Source organism: Pseudomonas sp. 20-5 (assembly GCF_056782835.1).
Genome location: NZ_CM165584.1, coordinates 6,129,458 through 6,144,740 on the forward strand (window position 1 = coordinate 6,129,458; position 15,283 = coordinate 6,144,740).

The following is a 15,283-nucleotide window of genomic DNA, read 5'->3' on the forward strand; positions in this document are numbered from 1 at the left end:
CCCCATGTCCCAGGACTTCTGGTTTCTCCTGCTGCCCGGCTTCTCGGTAATGGGCTTCGTTTCCGCCGTGGAGCCACTGCGAGTGGCCAACCGCTTCCACGCCGACCTCTACCGCTGGCACGTGCTCAGCGCCGACGGCGGTCCGGTGCTGGCCAGCAATGGCATGTCGGTGAACAGCGACGGCGCGCTGGAGCCGTTGAAGAAAGGCGACCTGCTGTTCGTGGTGGCCGGTTTCGAGCCGCTGCGGGCGGTCACCCCGGCACTGGTGCAGTGGCTGCGCAAGCTCGATCGCAACGGCGTGACCCTCGGTGGCATCGATACCGGCAGCGTGGTGCTGGCCGAGGCCGGTCTGCTCGACGGGCGCCGCGCGACCCTGCACTGGGAAGCCATCGACGCCTTCCAGGAGTCCTACCCGCAACTGAGCGTGACCCAGGAGCTGTTCGAGATCGACGGTCCGCGCATCACCTCGGCCGGCGGCACCGCCTCCATCGACCTGATGCTCGACCTGATCGCCCAGGCCCACGGTCCGCAACTGGCGGTGCAGGTTTCCGAGCAGTTCGTGCTCGGCCGCATCCGCCCGCGCCAGGACCACCAGCGCCTGCAGGTGGCGACCCGCTATGGCGTGAGCAACCGCAAGCTGGTGCAGGTGATCGGCGAGATGGAGCGGCATACCGAGCCGCCACTGACCACCCTGGAGCTGGCCGAGCGCATCCAGGTCACCCGCCGCCAGCTGGAACGGCTGTTCCGCGTGCACCTGGACGACACGCCCTCGAACTTCTACCTCGGCCTGCGCCTGGACAAGGCCCGCCAGTTGCTGCGCCAGACCGACCTCAGCGTGCTACAGGTGAGCCTGGCCTGCGGCTTCGAGTCGCCGTCGTACTTCTCCCGCAGCTACCGCGCGCGCTTCGCCGCCAGTCCCAGCCAGGATCGCGCGGTGCTGCCGCTCAAGGCTCCCGCAGCCACGCCGCCAGGCGCGCCAGCAGGGCATCGCACGCCTCGAGCTGAGCGAGGCTGACGAACTCGTCCGGCTTGTGGCCCTGGTCCATGCTGCCGGGACCGCAGATCACCGCCGGGATACCGGCCTGGTGGAACAGCCCGCCCTCGGTGCCGAAGGCCACGGTGGAGAAATCCGTCGAACCGCTGAGCAGGCCGATCAGCTCCGCCGCCTGGCTGTCGTCTGCGGTGAGCAGGCCGGGATAGGCCGATAGCGGCGTGAAGCGGATATCGGTACTTCGCTCCACCGCGCGCATCCGCGGCAGCAGTTCGCTTTCGGCATAGTCGCGGAGTTCCTCGGCGACCTGCCGCGGGTCGTCCGCCGGCAGCGCGCGGACCTCGAAGTCGAAGCGGCACTCGGCGGGCACGATGTTCAGCGCCCGGCCGCCCTGGATCAGTCCGGTCTGCACCGTCGAATAGGGCGGGTCGAAACGCCGGTCGTGGCGCTCCGGCACCGCCAGGCGCGCGCCGATCTCGCCGAGGCGGCCGATCAGCCGCGCGGCGTATTCGATGGCATTCACCCCCTGCGGCGCGTAGGCCGAATGGCAGGCCGCGCCGTGCACCTCGCAGCGCATGGCCAGCTTGCCCTTGTGGCCGAGCACCGGCTTCAGCTCGGTGGGCTCGCCGATGATGCACAGCAACGGCTTGTGCGGACGCCGCTCCAGCGCCGCGAGCAGCGAACGGACGCCCAGGCAGCCGACTTCCTCGTCGTAGGAGAACGCCAGGTGCACCGGCAGGCGCAACGGCGCGGCGAGGAACGCCGGGACGGCCGCCAGCACGCAGGCCAGGTAGCCCTTCATGTCCGCCGTGCCACGCCCGTAGAGGCGGCCATCGCGCTCGCTGAGCCGGAACGGCGGCACGCTCCAGGCCTGGCCGTCCGCCGGCACCACGTCGGTATGCCCGGAAAGGCAGACGCCGCCACGGTCGCTGGGGCCGATGGTGGCATAGAGATTGGCCTTGCGGCCGTCGGCGTCGAAGAACAGTTCGCTGTCGACGCCGAAACCCGCCAGGTAGTCGCGGACGTAGTCGATCAGCGCCAGGTTGGACTCGCGGCTGACGGTGTCGAAGGCCACCAGGTCGGCGAGGATGTCGCGGCTGCCGGGCATGTCGGGCTCCAGGGCGCAGGTCTCGCGCTGCGCCGTCGAGGAAGGGAACGACCCGCTCACTCGTCGCCGGGCACGCCGTAGCTCGGCGCACGGGTCGGGTCGAGGGCGCGGGTCACATAGTCCTGCATCTGCGGCTTGTAGGCGAGCCACAGTCGCTCGAGCTGGCCGATGGGGTCGTGCTCGGCCCAGTCGACGCGCAGGTCGACCACCGGCCAGAGCAGGTCGCCGACCACCGACAGCGCCGCCGAATGCACCGGCCCGGCTTCGCCACCAGCGGCCAGCGCGGCACGCATCGCCGCCAGCAGGCGCTCGGCGAGCAGGCCTTCGGCGTTCTCGAAGGCATCCACCATCGCCTCGATCACTTCCGGCGCGGCCAGCAGGTTGCCGGCCGCCACGCATTGTTCGCCGGCCCGCGCATGGTGGACGCCGAGCGCCTCGCGGCCGGTGAACAACGCGGTGCGGCCGTGCTGGTCGATCACCGTGACCTGGCGATACTGGCCATAGCCGTTGCTGCTCAGCGCCTGGTCCAGCGCTTCGCCAGGGGCCAGGCCCTGGTCGAGGCGGTCGAGGATCTGCGGGCCGAGCGCCGGCAGGGTGATGTTCTGCGTAGCCACCGCGCCGGTGCCGGCGCGCAGCCAGGGACAACGGGCGCCGACGGCGATGCTCGACGAGCTGATGGCGATGCCCAGCTGGCCGGTTTCGGCGCAGCGGCCGACGATGGAAAAGGTCATGGCGCGCGCCTCCTCATTGCTGCCAGTCGTCGGGAATCACCGCGATCACGTCAATCTCCATCAGCCACTGCGGCTGGCCGAGGGCCGAGACCACCAGTCCGGTGGAGATCGGGAACACCCCTTTGAGCCACTTGCCGACCTCGCGATAGACCGGCTCGCGGTAGCGCGGATCGATCAGGTAGGTGGTGGTCTTGACGATGTGCGAGAGGTCGCTGCCGGCTTCCTCCAGCAGTTGCTTGACGTTCTTCATCGCCTGCTCGGCCTGGGCGCGCGGGTCGCCGAGGCCGACCAGGTTGCCGTCGAAGTCGGTGCCGACCTGGCCGCGCACGTACACCGTGTTGCCGGCGCGCACGGCCTGGCAGAGATCGTTGTCCAGGGACTGGTTGGGGTAGGTGTCCTTGGTGTTGAACATGCGAATGCGGGTATGGGTAGGCATCAGCTGACTTCCTGGAGGCTGGTTTGCGGAGCTTGCGAGGCGCGGTCCTGTTCCTGGCGCTGGGCAGCGTCGCGGTATGCGAGGTACTTGCGCTGGATGGCGATGTGGTCGGCGACATGGCGCGCGTCGTGCCAGACGCCCCAGATGAACGAGGAGCCGCGCCGCGACAGCCAGGGCAGGCCGATGAAATACACGCCGGGTTCGCTGGACACGCCACGCTGGTGGCGCGGCTTGCCGTCGCGGTCGAAGGCATCGACCTGCAGCCAGCCGAAGTCGACGGCATAGCCGGTGGCCCAGATGATGCTGCCCACCCCGGCCTCGGCCAGGTCCAGTTCGAGGATCGGATCGGTCACGCACTGCGGGTCCGGCAGCCGGCGGCGCGCCTCGGGCTCTTCCGGCAGGTCAAGGCCGTTGCGGGCGATATAGGCGTCGGCGGCGTCGAGCAACGCCAGGTAGTTCTCGTCGCCGCGCGCCAGGTTCTCCGCCAGGTCCGGCCGGAAGGTCGCGACGCCGTCGACGAAGGATTCGGTCAGTCCGACCAGGGTCACGCCCTGATGCGCCAGGGCGCGGAAGTCCACGGTATGTCCGCCGCGGGCACCGCTCACGGCGATGGTCACATGCTCGCGCCCGGGCTTGGCGACTTCCGCATCCCATTCGCCGAGCACGCCCAGCCACCAGCAGAAGTCGCGGTTGCGGTAGGAACGCGGCGGACGGTCATGAGCGCCCACCGAGAGGTAGACCTGGCGCCCGGCACGTTGCAGCTCGTCGGCGATCTGTACCCCCGACGAACCGGCGCCGACCACCAGTACCGCACCTTCGGGCAGCTGCTGCGGGTTGTAGTAGTGGGCCGAGTGGATCTGCCGGATACGCTCGTCGCGCGGCGCGATCGGCGGGATCACCGGACGCTGGAACGGGCCGGTGGCAGCGACCACGCGGTTGGCCTCGATGGTCCCGGCGGAGGTTTCCACGGTGAAGCCGGGGCGGCCGACATTGCGCACCACCTTCCTCACCTCGACGCCGGTACGGATCGGCGCGTCGAATTTCTTCGCGTAGGCCTCGAAATAGGCCGCCACCTGGTCCTTGCCGGGGAAACCGTCGGGATCGATGTCGAATTCCATTCCCGGGAAGCGGTCGTGCCAGGCCGGGCCGTTGGCCACCAGCGAATCCCAGCGTCCGCTGCGCCAGGCCTCGGCGATGCGGTTGCGCTCCAGGACCAGGTGCGGCACGCCGAGCCGGCTCAGGTGCTCGCTCATCGCCACGCCGGCCTGGCCGGCGCCGACGACGAGGGTGTCGGTCTTTTCCACGGTCCCGTCCGTGCGCGAGGGCAAGGCGGTGCGATTCAGGTCGGTCATGGCTCGGTTCCTCGGACTCTGGTCGTTCTTGTTCTGCGGTTGCGTGATGGCCGCATTCTGTTCAGAGCCGGGGAATAGCGAAATTATGATTTTTGTAGTCGCTGGCTAGGGAAAAGCTGCACGCCCGCGCGGTCGGCGGGCGGCAGAGGCGTCGCTCAGGACCTGCCGACGATCTGGCGAGCTGGAGAAACCGGGCGAAAGCGGACGGGGAAGCGGAGTCCCCGAACGGCAACCGAGCTTTCCGAAGCCGTTTCCAACGCGGTTTTGCCGACGTACAGAGTTCGCGAAGGTTTTCAGAGGATCGGCGAGACCAGCCGCGCCACGCGCATCCCCAGTTGCTGCAGGCGGCGCACGCTGCGGCGGTCTTCCGGAGTGAATTCGAGCGACTCGGCGAAGTCCGCCTCGAGCATCGCCTCCACCTCGCCGGCGAAGCCCTCGTCGACGGTCACCACCATCACCTCGAAATTCAGCCGGAACGAACGGTTGTCCAGGTTGGCGCTGCCGACGGCGGCGGTGTCGCGGTCCACCAGCACCACCTTCTGGTGGAGGAAGCCGGGCTGGTAGCGGAACACCTTGACCCCGGCACGGATCGCCTCCAGCGCGTAGAGGCTGGACGCGGCATACACCGTGCGGTGGTCCGGGCGCGAGGGTATCAGCAGGCGCACGTCGACGCCGCGCAGCACCGCCAGGCGCAGGGCGGCCATCACCGCTTCGTCGGGAACGAAATACGGCGAGGTGATCCAGACCCGCTCGTGGGCGGCGTTGATCATCTCGACGAAGAACAGCGAGCAGGTTTCCTGGGCATCCGCCGGACCGCTGGCGACTACCTGGCAGAGCGCGCCCTCGCTGTCGTACTGCGGCGGCAGGATCAGCGGCGGCAGGCTGTGGGTCGCCCAGTACCAGTCCTCGGCGAAGCTTTCCTGCAGGCACGCCACCGCCGGCCCGCGCAGTTCCATGTGGGTGTCGCGCCAGGGCGCCAGCGGCGGCTTCTCGCCGAGGTACTCGACGCCGACGTTGTGCCCGCCGACGAAACCGCACTCGCCATCCACCACCACGACCTTGCGGTGGTTGCGGAAATTCACCTGGAAGCGGTTGAGCATGCCGCTGCCGGTGCTGAAGCCATGCATCTGCACGCCGCCCTGGCGCAGCCGCTCGACATAGCGGTGCGGCAGCGCGTGGCTGCCGATGGCGTCATAGAGGAAGAACACCTCGACGCCGTTGGCCGCACGTTCCAGCAGCAGTTGCTGGAGGCGCTGGCCGAGGGCGTCGTCGCGGACGATGAAGAACTGCACCAGGATCACCTGGCGGGCGGCGGAAATCGCCTTGAACATCGCCTCGAAGCTGGCCTCGCCGTTGACCAGCAGGCGCACCCGGTTGTTCGCCAGGGTCGGCGTGCGGGTCATCCGCACCAGCGCCTTGAGCCCCTTGTAGCCGCTGACCTGGCGGGCCGCCAGGGCCTCCTCGACCCAGGGACGCCAGTCCAGCTCGGCGGCCGCCAGGTGCATCTCGCGGTTGGCCTGGCGCCGCGCCTCGATGTAGGCGTCGAAACGGCTGCGACCGAACACCAGGTACGGCAGCAGGGTCAGGTACGGCATGAATACCAACGAGGTGGCCCAGGCGATCGCGCCCTGGGCGGTGCGCACGGTGAGCACGGCATGGATGGCGGCGACGAAGCCGAGTACCTGGATACCGACCAGCAGCAGGCCGAGGTAGGTGGTGGAGGTCATTGCGCGAGGTCGATCCTTGTCCACTCCGGTGGCGGCCATCATAGCCCTCTCCGGGGTAGGTCTGGCCAGCCTGGCAAACAGCCAGGGGGGCGAGGCGGGATTGGCAGGATCCGTGGGATCGACGTCATTCGGCCGCGCTCGCCCTGCCCTACGCTGTTCCCATCGAAAACCACCGCAGACCGAGGAGCCCGCCATGAGCGACGTCCGTCCCCCGCTTCCCCCCTTCACCGCCGAAACCGCCGCGCAGAAGGTCCGCGCCGCCGAGGACGGCTGGAACAGCCGCGACCCGCAGCGCGTCTCGCTGGCCTACAGTCCCGACAGCGTCTGGCGCAATCGCTCGACCTTCGTCCGCGGCCGCGAGCGGATCGTCGAATTCCTCAGCGGCAAGTGGCAGCGCGAGCAGGAGTACCGGCTGATCAAGGAACTCTGGGCGTTTACCGGCAACCGCATCGCCGTGCGCTTCGCCTATGAATGGCACGACGACTCGGGCAACTGGTTCCGCTCCTACGGCAACGAGAACTGGGCGTTCGACGAGCAGGGATTGATGTACGAACGTCACGCCAGCATCAACGACCTGCCGATCCGCGAGGACCAGCGGCTGTTCCGCTGGCCGCTGGGGCGCCGGCCGGACAACCATCCGTCGCTCGGCGAACTCGGCCTCTGAACCCGCGCCGGCAGGGGCGCGCGCACTCCCCGTTGCCGGCCCCGGGCGGCCAGCGCCTGTTCCATCCGCGACATTGCCCTCCGTCGTTGCGGTCGCACGCTTGACGCTTTCGGCACGACCCTGGTCGTTTTCGGGCCGGGTCGCGCCGGGCCCCGACGATATGCTGCCCCCAAAGCGTCGGCACAAGTCCCGGCGCGCCCAGCCTGAAAGGGGTATGCCAGATGAGCCCAGCCGAATTGCACGCCGACAGCATCGTCATCGACGGTCTGATCATCGCCAAGTGGAACCGCGAACTGTTCGAGGACATGCGCAAGGGCGGCCTGACCGCCGCCAATTGCACCGTATCGGTATGGGAAGGCTTCCAGGCGACGGTGAACAATATCGTCGCCAGCAACAAGCTGATCCGCGACAACAGCGACCTGGTGATCCCGGTGCGCAGCACCGCGGACATCCGCAAGGCCAAGGAGCAGGGCAAGACCGGCATCCTCTACGGTTTCCAGAATGCCCACGCATTCGAGGACCAGATCGGCTACGTCGAGGTGTTCAAGCAGCTCGGCGTGGGCATCGTGCAGATGTGCTACAACACCCAGAACCTGGTCGGCACCGGCTGCTACGAGCGTGACGGCGGGCTCTCCGGCTTCGGTCGGGAGATCGTCGCGGAGATGAACCGGGTCGGCATCATGTGCGACCTCTCCCACGTCGGCAGCAAGACTTCCGAAGAGGTCATCCTCGAATCGAAGAAGCCGGTCTGCTACTCCCACTGCCTGCCGTCCGGCCTCAAGGAACACCCGCGCAACAAGTCCGACGAGGAGCTGAAGTTCATCGCCGATCATGGCGGCTTCGTCGGTGTGACCATGTTCGCGCCGTTCCTCAAGAAAGGCATCGACTCGACCATCGACGACTACGCCGAGGCCATCGAGTACGTGATGAACATCGTCGGCGAGGACGCCATCGGCATCGGCACCGATTTCACCCAGGGCCACGGCCACGACTTCTTCGAGTGGCTGACCCACGACAAGGGCTACGCCCGGCGCCTGACCAACTTCGGCAAGATCGTCAACCCGCTGGGCATCCGCACCGTCGGCGAATTCCCCAACCTCACCGAGACCCTGCTCGAGCGCGGCATGCCCGAGCGCGTGGTGCGCAAGGTGATGGGCGAGAACTGGGTAAGGGTCCTGCGCGACGTCTGGGGCGAGTAACTCCCGGCCCACTCCCGACTCGTCGCCTCTTCCTCAAGGGAGCGGCATTGCATCGCACCCACCTTCCCTCTCCCCGCCTCTCTCCCTGAAGGGAGAGAGGGAGTCAAAAGAATCGGAGCTTACACCATGGCCAAACATGCCCCCCAACTGCCCATCGAGGTCGACAGCGAGACCGGCGTCTGGACCACTGACGCCCTGCCGATGCTCTACGTACCGCGACATTTCTTCGTCAACAACCACATGGGCATCGAGGAAGTGCTGGGCGCCGACGCCTACGCCGAGATCCTCTACAAGGCCGGCTACAAGTCCGCCTGGCACTGGTGCGAGAAGGAAGCCGAATGTCACGGCCTGGAGGGCGTGGCGGTGTTCGAGCACTACATGAAGCGCCTGTCCCAGCGCGGCTGGGGCCTGTTCGAGATCGAGCGGATCAACCTCGAGGAAGGCACCGCCGAGGTCCGCCTGCGGCACTCCGCCTTCGTCTACGTCTACGGCAAGGTCAATCGCAAGGTCGATTACATGTTCACCGGCTGGTTCGCCGGCGCCATGGACCAGATCCTCGCCGCCCGTGGCAGCAGCCTGCGCACCGTGGCCGAACAGGTCTACAGCGGCGCCGAGGACGGTCACGAAGACGGCCTGTTCGTCGTCAAACCCCTGTAAGCCGAGGAAAGGGTCATGGCCTTCGAAGCAATGTTCCAGCCGATCCAGATCGGCAAGCTGACCATCCGCAACCGCGTGCTCTCCACCGCCCACGCCGAGGTCTACGCCACCGACGGCGGGATGACCACCGAGCGCTACGTGAAGTACTACGAGGAAAAGGCCAAGGGCGGCATCGGCCTGGCCATCTGTGGCGGCTCCTCGGTGGTCGCCATCGACAGCCCGCAGCAGTGGTGGAGTTCGGTGAACCTGTCCACCGACCGGATCATCCCGCACTTCCAGAACCTGGCGGACGCCATGCACAAGCACGGCGCCAAGATCATGATCCAGATTACCCACATGGGGCGCCGTTCGCGCTGGGACGGCTACCACTGGCCGACCCTGATGTCGCCGTCGGGTATCCGCGAGCCGGTGCACCGCGCCACCTGCAAGACCATCGAGGTGGAGGAGATCTGGCGGGTCATCGGCAACTACGCGCAGGCCGCCCGCCGCGCCAAGGAAGGCGGCCTGGACGGCGTCGAGCTGTCCGCCGTGCACCAGCACATGATCGACCAGTTCTGGAGCCCACGGGTCAACAAGCGCACCGACGAATGGGGCGGTAGCTTCGAGGGGCGCATGAAGTTCGGCCTCGAGGTGCTCAAGGCGGTGCGCGCCGAGGTCGGCGAGGACTTCTGCGTCGGCATGCGCATCTGCGGCGACGAGTTCCACCCGGACGGCCTGTCCCACGAGGACATGAAGCAGATCGCCAAGTACTACAGCGATACCGGCATGCTCGACTTCATCGGCGTGGTCGGCTCCGGCTGCGACACCCACAATACCCTGGCCAACGTCATCCCCAACATGACCTTCCCGCCGGAGCCGTTCCTGCACCTGGCGGCCGGCATCAAGGAAGTGGTCGACGTGCCGGTGCTACACGCGCAGAACATCAAGGACCCGAACCAGGCCACGCGCATCCTCGAAGGCGGCTACGTGGACATGGTCGGCATGACTCGCGCGCACATCGCCGACCCGCACCTGATCGCCAAGATCAAGATGGGCCAGGTCGACCAGATCAAGCAGTGCGTCGGCGCCAACTACTGCATCGACCGCCAGTACCAGGGCCTGGACGTGCTGTGCATCCAGAACGCCGCGACCTCCCGCGAATACATGGGCGTGCCGCACATCATCGAGAAGTCCGCCGGACCGAAGCGCAAGGTGGTGGTGGTCGGCGGCGGGCCGGCCGGGATGGAAGCGGCCCGCGTGGCGGCCGAGCGTGGCCACGACGTGACCCTGTTCGAGAAGAAGGAGCAGCTCGGCGGCCAGATCACCACCGCCGCCAAGGCGCCGCAACGCGACCAGATCGCCGGCATCACCCGTTGGTACCAGCTGGAGCTGGCGCGCCTGGGCATCGACCTGCGCCTGGGCACCGCGGCCGACCCCGAGACCATCCTCGACCTGCGCCCGGACGTGGTGGTGCTGGCCAACGGCGGACATCCGTTCCTCGAGCAGAACGAACACTGGGGCGCCGCCGAAGGCCTGGTGGTGAGCAGCTGGGACGTGCTCGACGGCACGGTCGAGCCAGGCAAGAACGTGCTGGTCTACGACACCATCTGCGAGTTCAGCGGCATGTCGGTGGCGGACTTCCTCGCCGACAAGGGCGCCCAGGTGGAGATCGTCACCGACGACATCAAGCCGGGCGTGGCCATCGGCGGCACCACCTTCCCCACCTACTACCGCAGCATGTATCCCAAGGAAGTGATCATGACCGGCGACCTCATGCTGGAGAAGGTCTACCGCGAGGGCGACAAGCTGGTGGCGGTGCTGGAGAACGAATACACCGGCGCGCGGGAAGAGCGGGTGGTCGACCAGGTGGTGGTGGAAAACGGCGTGCGCCCCGACGAGAGCCTCTACTACGCGCTCAAGCAGGGCTCGCGGAACAAGGGCCAGATCGACGTCGAGGCGCTGTTCGCGATCCAGCCGCAGCCCTGCCTCAGCCAGTCCGGAGAAGGCTACCTGCTGTTCCGCATCGGCGACTGCGTGGCCCAGCGCAACACCCATGCGGCGATCTATGACGCGCTGCGCTTGTGCAAGGATTTCTAAGACACGCCTCGTGGCATCCGACCGGCACGGCCGGCCCCCCTCTCCCGCAAGCGGGAGAGGAGGCCGATCCAGCGCCGCCTGACGTCCCGCAGGGAGACCAGAAATGCTCGACACCCTCCTCCCCGTCCTGCTCTTCGCCGCCCTGGCACTTGCCGTGCTCGGCGCCGCGAAGCGCTTCCTCATGTGGCGCCGCGGCCGACCCGCCAAGGTCGACTGGATCGGCGGCCTCATGCAGATGCCGCGTCGCTACCTGGTGGACCTGCACCATGTGGTAGAGCGCGACAGGTACATGTCCAGGACCCACGTCGCCACCGCCGGCGGCTTCGTCCTGGCGGCGCTGCTGGCGATCCTGGTACACGGTTTCGGGCTGCACGGCCGGATCCTCGGCTTCGCCCTGCTGGCGGCCACGGCGCTGATGTTCGTCGGCGCGCTGTTCGTCGCCCGCCGCCGCCTCGACCCACCGTCGCGGCTGTCGAAGGGCCCCTGGATGCGCCTGCCGAAGAGCCTGCTGGCGTTCGCCGCGAGCTTCTTCCTCGCCACCCTGCCGGTGGCCGGGATCCTGCCGGAAGGCTTCGGCGGCTGGTTCCTCGCCGGCCTCCTCGCCATTGGCGTGGCCTGGGGCGTGTCCGAGCTGTTCCTCGGCATGACCTGGGGCGGGCCGATGAAGCACGCCTTCGCCGGTGCCCTGCACCTGGCCTGGCACCGCCGCGCCGAACGCTTCGGCGGCGGCCGCTCCACCGGCCTCAAGGCGCTCGACCTGGCCGATCCGCAGGCGCCGCTGGGCGTGGAAAAGCCCAGCGACTTCACCTGGAACCAGTTGCTCGGGTTCGACGCCTGCGTGCAGTGCGGCAAGTGCGAGGCGATGTGCCCGGCGTTCGCCGCCGGCCAGCCGCTGAACCCGAAGAAGCTGATCCAGGACATGGTCATCGGCCTGGCCGGAGGCAACGACGCGAAGTTCGCCGGCAGCCCCTATCCAGGCAAACCGCTGGGCGAGCACGGCGGCGGCCCGCACCAGCCGATCGTCGCGCTGGATGGCAAGGCCCTGGTCGACGCCGACACCCTGTGGTCCTGCACCACCTGCCGGGCCTGCGTCGAGGAGTGCCCGATGATGATCGAGCACGTCGACGCCATCGTCGACATGCGCCGCCACCTGACCCTGGAGAAAGGCGCCACGCCGAACAAGGGCGCCGAGGTGCTGGACAACCTGATCGCCACCGACAACCCCGGCGGCTTCGCCCCCGGCGGCCGGTTGAACTGGGCGGCCGACCTGAACCTGCCGCTGATGAGCGAGAAGAAGAGCGCCGACGTGCTGTTCTGGGTCGGCGATGGCGCCTTCGACATGCGCAACCAGCGCACCCTGCGCGCCTTCGTGAAGATCCTCAAGGCAGCCGCGGTGGACTTCGCCGTGCTCGGCCTGGAGGAGCGCGACAGCGGCGACGTGGCGCGCCGGCTGGGCGACGAGGCGACCTTCCAGAACCTGGCCAGGCGCAATATCGCGACCCTGGCGAAATACCGCTTCACCCGCATCGTCAGCTGCGACCCGCACAGCTTCCATGTGCTGAAGAACGAATACGGCGCCCTCGGCGGCGACTACCAGGTACTGCACCACAGCACCTTCATCGACGAACTGCTGCGCGCCGGCACGCTGCAACCGGGCCGCAGCAAGGCCGGCAGCGTCACCTACCACGACCCCTGCTACCTGGGCCGCTACAACGGCGAGTACGAGGCGCCGCGCAACGTGCTGCGCGCACTCGGCATCGAGGTCAAGGAAATGCAACGCTCCGGCTTCCGCTCGCGCTGTTGCGGCGGCGGTGGCGGCGCGCCGATCACCGACATCCCCGGCAAGCAACGGATTCCCGACATGCGCATGGCCGACATCCGCGAGACCGGCGCCGAGCTGGTGGCCGTCGGCTGCCCGCAGTGCACCGCGATGCTCGAAGGCGTAGTGGCGCCGCGGCCGGAGATCAAGGACATCGCCGAGCTGGTAGCGGAAGCGCTGATAGAACAGGCGGAAGCGCCGGCAAAAAAGCCGTTGCGGCGTGAAGCCGTGGCGGAGGTGCATTGATGAGAGTGTCGAGCTTCACATCGAACCCGCTGCTAACCGGGGCAGCACGGATAGCGGCCTCTCCCTCCAGGGAGGGGGCCGCAGGATCGGGTAGCCGCAGCCACAGGAAGCATTCCGCATGAACGATATCGTCCGTCGCGATCCACGCGCCGAATGGATCGCCCGCAACCGCCTGCATCCGCTGCATGCGGCCATGCAGTCCGCCCAAGGCGGCGAGGTGCGCTGGATGGGCCCCCACGGCGTGATCCGCAAGAACCCGCACGCCGTCGGCTTCCTCGGCCCCAACGGCATCCGCCGCATCGATCGCTCCGGCGGCCAGCAGGGCAGCGGCGTGCGCCGCGCCAGCGTAGCGCAGGAAGCGCAGTTGCCGCTGCATGTGGTCGAGCAACCGGCATTCCTCGTCGCGGTGGTCCCGGACATGGTCGGCGGCCGTCTCTCCAGCCACGACAAGGACCTCCTCGGACTGGCCCGCAAGCTCGCCGGCAACGACGGCGCGGTGCTCGCCGTGGTGTTCGGCGAACACAAGGAAAGCGCCTTCGACAGCGCCGGCGTCGACCGCCTGCTGCACCTCTCCGGCGGCGAGTACGACGGCTACGCGCCCGAGCAGCGAATACTCGCCCTGCGCAACCTGGAGAACCAGCTCGCCCCGCGCCACTGGCTGTTCCCGGACAGTCGCAACGGCGGCGGCGAACTGGGCCGGCGCCTGGCCGCCGCGCTCGGCGAGCGGCCGGCCGGTCGCGTCTGGCAGGTCGAGGACGGCCGCTGCATCGGCCGCGCCGGCGCCGGCCGCGAGGACATCCAGCGCGCCCTGCCGCGCCTGCTGCTGGCCGCGGCGGAATGCGCCGAGCCGGTCAGCGAGACCCGCCATGAGGTTCGCGAACTGCACATGGCCGAGCAGGTGGCGCGCAACCTGCCACGCATCGAGGACCTCGGCCCGGTGGCCGTGGACCCGGCGCGGATTCCCATGGCCGAGGCCGAATTCATTCTCTCCGGCGGCAACGGCGTGCAGGACTGGACGCTGTTCCACCAGGCCGCCGCCGTCCTCGGCGCCACCGAGGGCGCCTCGCGGGTGGCGGTGGACGACGGGCACATGCCGCGCAACCGCCAGGTCGGCGCCACCGGTACCTGGGTCACCGCGCGGGTCTACCTGGCGGTGGGCATCTCCGGGGCGATCCAGCACCTGCAGGGCATAGGCGCCTGCGACAAGGTGGTGGCGGTGAACCGCGACGCCGGCTGCGACATGATCAAGCGCGCCGATCTCTCGGTGATCGGCGACTCGACGGAAATCCTCCGCGCGCTGATCCGCCTGGCCGAGGCACACCGCAACGGCGCCGCCCGCGATGCGGCCTGAACCCGCTTCCACGTACCTTTCATCGGTATCGAACCATGACTGAGCTGAACATCGTCGCGCTGGTCTCCATCGGCGCCCATCCCGCCTCCGGACGCCCGCGCCGTGCCGAACAGGACGCCCGCGCGGTGGAACTCGGCCTGCGCCTGAGCGGCCCACGCCTACAGGTGCTGCACGCCGGCGACCCGCACGCCGAGGCGCTGCGCGGCTATCTCGGCATGGGCCTGGAACGCTTGTCCGTGCTGGAACAGCCGGCCGGCGCCGACGCCCTGCCCGCACTGGCCGAGCACCTGCGCGACTCTCGCGCGCAACTGGTGCTCACCGGCAGCCAGGCGGAAACCGGGGAAGGCTCCGGGATGCTGCCCTTCCTCCTCGCCGAGCGCCTGGGCTGGCCACTGGTGGTCGGCCTGGCCGAGGTCGAGAAGGTCGAAGACGGCAGCGCTCAGGTCCTCCAGGCTCTGCCTCGCGGCCAGCGACGCCGACTGCGGGTACGCCTGCCGTTCGTCGCCAGCGTCGACAATGCCGCGCCGGTGGCCCGGCAGAGCGCCTTCGGCCCGGCTAGGCGTGGCGAGATCGAGGCCCATGAGGTGGAGGTGGTCGACGACCCGCTGCTCGCCGAAGACAGCCTGCAACCGGCCCGGCCGCGACCGAAGCGGCTCAAGGTAATCAAGGCGAAGACCGGCGCCGAGCGAATGAAAGCCGCCACCGCCAAGGCCTCCGGCGGTACCGGGCAGGTACTCAAGGATCTTTCGGCGGAAGCCGGCGCCGAAGCCATCTTCAAGCTCCTGCGCGAGGAAGGCGTGATCCGCTGAAGCGGGTCAGAACGCACTGTGCGCCAGATCACAAGTTATGACGTGGTGACGATAAATTATTGTATTACGATAATTTATTCCCTAGTTTCGCCATCCAGACGCGAAACACACAGGGGA

The 15,283-nt window shown here is 68.3% G+C and carries 13 protein-coding genes; 8 read left to right on the forward strand and 5 right to left on the reverse strand.

The window, feature by feature from the left end; genetic code table 11:
- The first annotated feature begins 4 nt into the window (after window positions 1–4).
- Window positions 5–1,015 carry an HTH-type transcriptional regulator CdhR gene (cdhR, locus tag AC1RB9_RS28260; RefSeq protein WP_003114442.1) on the forward strand — a complete coding sequence of 337 codons (1,011 nt, stop codon included), beginning with the start codon at window positions 5–7 and terminating at the stop codon, window positions 1,013–1,015.
- Here cdhR and argE read toward each other — a convergent pair.
- The 5 genes from argE to cls all read right to left on the reverse strand — a co-directional run bounded on the left by argE (window position 945) and on the right by cls (window position 6,384).
- Window positions 945–2,099: an acetylornithine deacetylase gene (gene argE / locus AC1RB9_RS28265; RefSeq protein ID WP_003106035.1), complete on the reverse strand. Its 1,155-nt coding sequence runs from the start codon at window positions 2,097–2,099 to the stop codon at window positions 945–947. The genes cdhR and argE overlap by 71 nt on opposite strands.
- Before the next feature lie 56 nt (window positions 2,100–2,155).
- A complete protein-coding gene (locus AC1RB9_RS28270) occupies window positions 2,156–2,830 on the reverse strand; it encodes a DUF1028 domain-containing protein (RefSeq protein WP_003106037.1) in 675 nt (224 codons plus the stop codon).
- A gap of 13 nt (window positions 2,831–2,843) precedes the next feature.
- Complete coding sequence (locus tag AC1RB9_RS28275; protein WP_003096732.1) at window positions 2,844–3,266, reverse strand: RidA family protein; 423 nt, start codon at window positions 3,264–3,266, stop codon at window positions 2,844–2,846.
- On the reverse strand, window positions 3,266–4,618 hold the full coding sequence (locus tag AC1RB9_RS28280) for a flavin-containing monooxygenase (protein ID WP_003096737.1): 1,353 nt from the start codon (window positions 4,616–4,618) through the stop codon (window positions 3,266–3,268). Before AC1RB9_RS28280 ends, AC1RB9_RS28275 begins: the two co-directional genes overlap by 1 nt.
- A 293-nt stretch (window positions 4,619–4,911) precedes the next feature.
- Window positions 4,912–6,384: a cardiolipin synthase gene (cls, locus tag AC1RB9_RS28285; RefSeq protein WP_003121332.1), complete on the reverse strand. Its 1,473-nt coding sequence runs from the start codon at window positions 6,382–6,384 to the stop codon at window positions 4,912–4,914.
- A gap of 154 nt (window positions 6,385–6,538) precedes the next feature.
- Here cls and AC1RB9_RS28290 point away from each other — a divergent pair, with 154 nt between their 5' ends.
- From AC1RB9_RS28290 to etfB, 7 genes are all read left to right on the forward strand, one after another.
- Entirely contained in the window at window positions 6,539–7,009 is a 471-nt protein-coding gene (locus AC1RB9_RS28290; protein ID WP_003106041.1) for a nuclear transport factor 2 family protein, read from the forward strand.
- A 221-nt stretch (window positions 7,010–7,230) separates the two neighbouring features.
- Window positions 7,231–8,208: a dipeptidase gene (locus AC1RB9_RS28295; RefSeq protein ID WP_003106042.1), complete on the forward strand. Its 978-nt coding sequence runs from the start codon at window positions 7,231–7,233 to the stop codon at window positions 8,206–8,208.
- Window positions 8,209–8,334: 126 nt separating this feature from the next.
- Entirely contained in the window at window positions 8,335–8,865 is a 531-nt protein-coding gene (locus AC1RB9_RS28300) for a DUF5943 domain-containing protein (RefSeq protein ID WP_003107282.1), read from the forward strand.
- 15 nt (window positions 8,866–8,880) lie between these two features.
- Window positions 8,881–10,941 carry a dimethylglycine demethylation protein DgcA gene (dgcA, locus tag AC1RB9_RS28305; protein ID WP_003107280.1) on the forward strand — a complete coding sequence of 687 codons (2,061 nt, stop codon included), beginning with the start codon at window positions 8,881–8,883 and terminating at the stop codon, window positions 10,939–10,941.
- Window positions 10,942–11,044: 103 nt separating this feature from the next.
- Window positions 11,045–13,006 (forward strand): dimethylglycine demethylation protein DgcB, encoded by a 1,962-nt coding sequence (gene dgcB, locus AC1RB9_RS28310; RefSeq protein ID WP_003107277.1) that lies wholly within the window; start codon window positions 11,045–11,047, stop codon window positions 13,004–13,006.
- Between the two features lie 118 nt (window positions 13,007–13,124).
- Entirely contained in the window at window positions 13,125–14,357 is a 1,233-nt protein-coding gene (gene etfA, locus AC1RB9_RS28315; protein WP_019372302.1) for an electron transfer flavoprotein subunit alpha, read from the forward strand.
- A gap of 35 nt (window positions 14,358–14,392) precedes the next feature.
- Window positions 14,393–15,166: an electron transfer flavoprotein subunit beta gene (etfB, locus tag AC1RB9_RS28320; protein ID WP_003105716.1), complete on the forward strand. Its 774-nt coding sequence runs from the start codon at window positions 14,393–14,395 to the stop codon at window positions 15,164–15,166.
- Window positions 15,167–15,283: the final 117 nt, after the last annotated feature.

Bases quoted from the DNA above. Each gene is read 5' to 3' on its own strand.
- cdhR (WP_003114442.1), top strand. From the start codon at position 5: ATGTCCCAGGACTTCTGGTTTCTCCTGCTGCCCGGCTTCTCGGTAATG.
- argE (WP_003106035.1), bottom strand. From the start codon at position 2,099: ATGCCCGGCAGCCGCGACATCCTCGCCGACCTGGTGGCCTTCGACACC.
- AC1RB9_RS28270 (WP_003106037.1), bottom strand. From the start codon at position 2,830: ATGACCTTTTCCATCGTCGGCCGCTGCGCCGAAACCGGCCAGCTGGGC.
- AC1RB9_RS28275 (WP_003096732.1), bottom strand. From the start codon at position 3,266: ATGCCTACCCATACCCGCATTCGCATGTTCAACACCAAGGACACCTAC.
- AC1RB9_RS28280 (WP_003096737.1), bottom strand. From the start codon at position 4,618: ATGACCGACCTGAATCGCACCGCCTTGCCCTCGCGCACGGACGGGACC.
- cls (WP_003121332.1), bottom strand. From the start codon at position 6,384: ATGGCCGCCACCGGAGTGGACAAGGATCGACCTCGCGCAATGACCTCC.
- AC1RB9_RS28290 (WP_003106041.1), top strand. From the start codon at position 6,539: ATGAGCGACGTCCGTCCCCCGCTTCCCCCCTTCACCGCCGAAACCGCC.
- AC1RB9_RS28295 (WP_003106042.1), top strand. From the start codon at position 7,231: ATGAGCCCAGCCGAATTGCACGCCGACAGCATCGTCATCGACGGTCTG.
- AC1RB9_RS28300 (WP_003107282.1), top strand. From the start codon at position 8,335: ATGGCCAAACATGCCCCCCAACTGCCCATCGAGGTCGACAGCGAGACC.
- dgcA (WP_003107280.1), top strand. From the start codon at position 8,881: ATGGCCTTCGAAGCAATGTTCCAGCCGATCCAGATCGGCAAGCTGACC.
- dgcB (WP_003107277.1), top strand. From the start codon at position 11,045: ATGCTCGACACCCTCCTCCCCGTCCTGCTCTTCGCCGCCCTGGCACTT.
- etfA (WP_019372302.1), top strand. From the start codon at position 13,125: ATGAACGATATCGTCCGTCGCGATCCACGCGCCGAATGGATCGCCCGC.
- etfB (WP_003105716.1), top strand. From the start codon at position 14,393: ATGACTGAGCTGAACATCGTCGCGCTGGTCTCCATCGGCGCCCATCCC.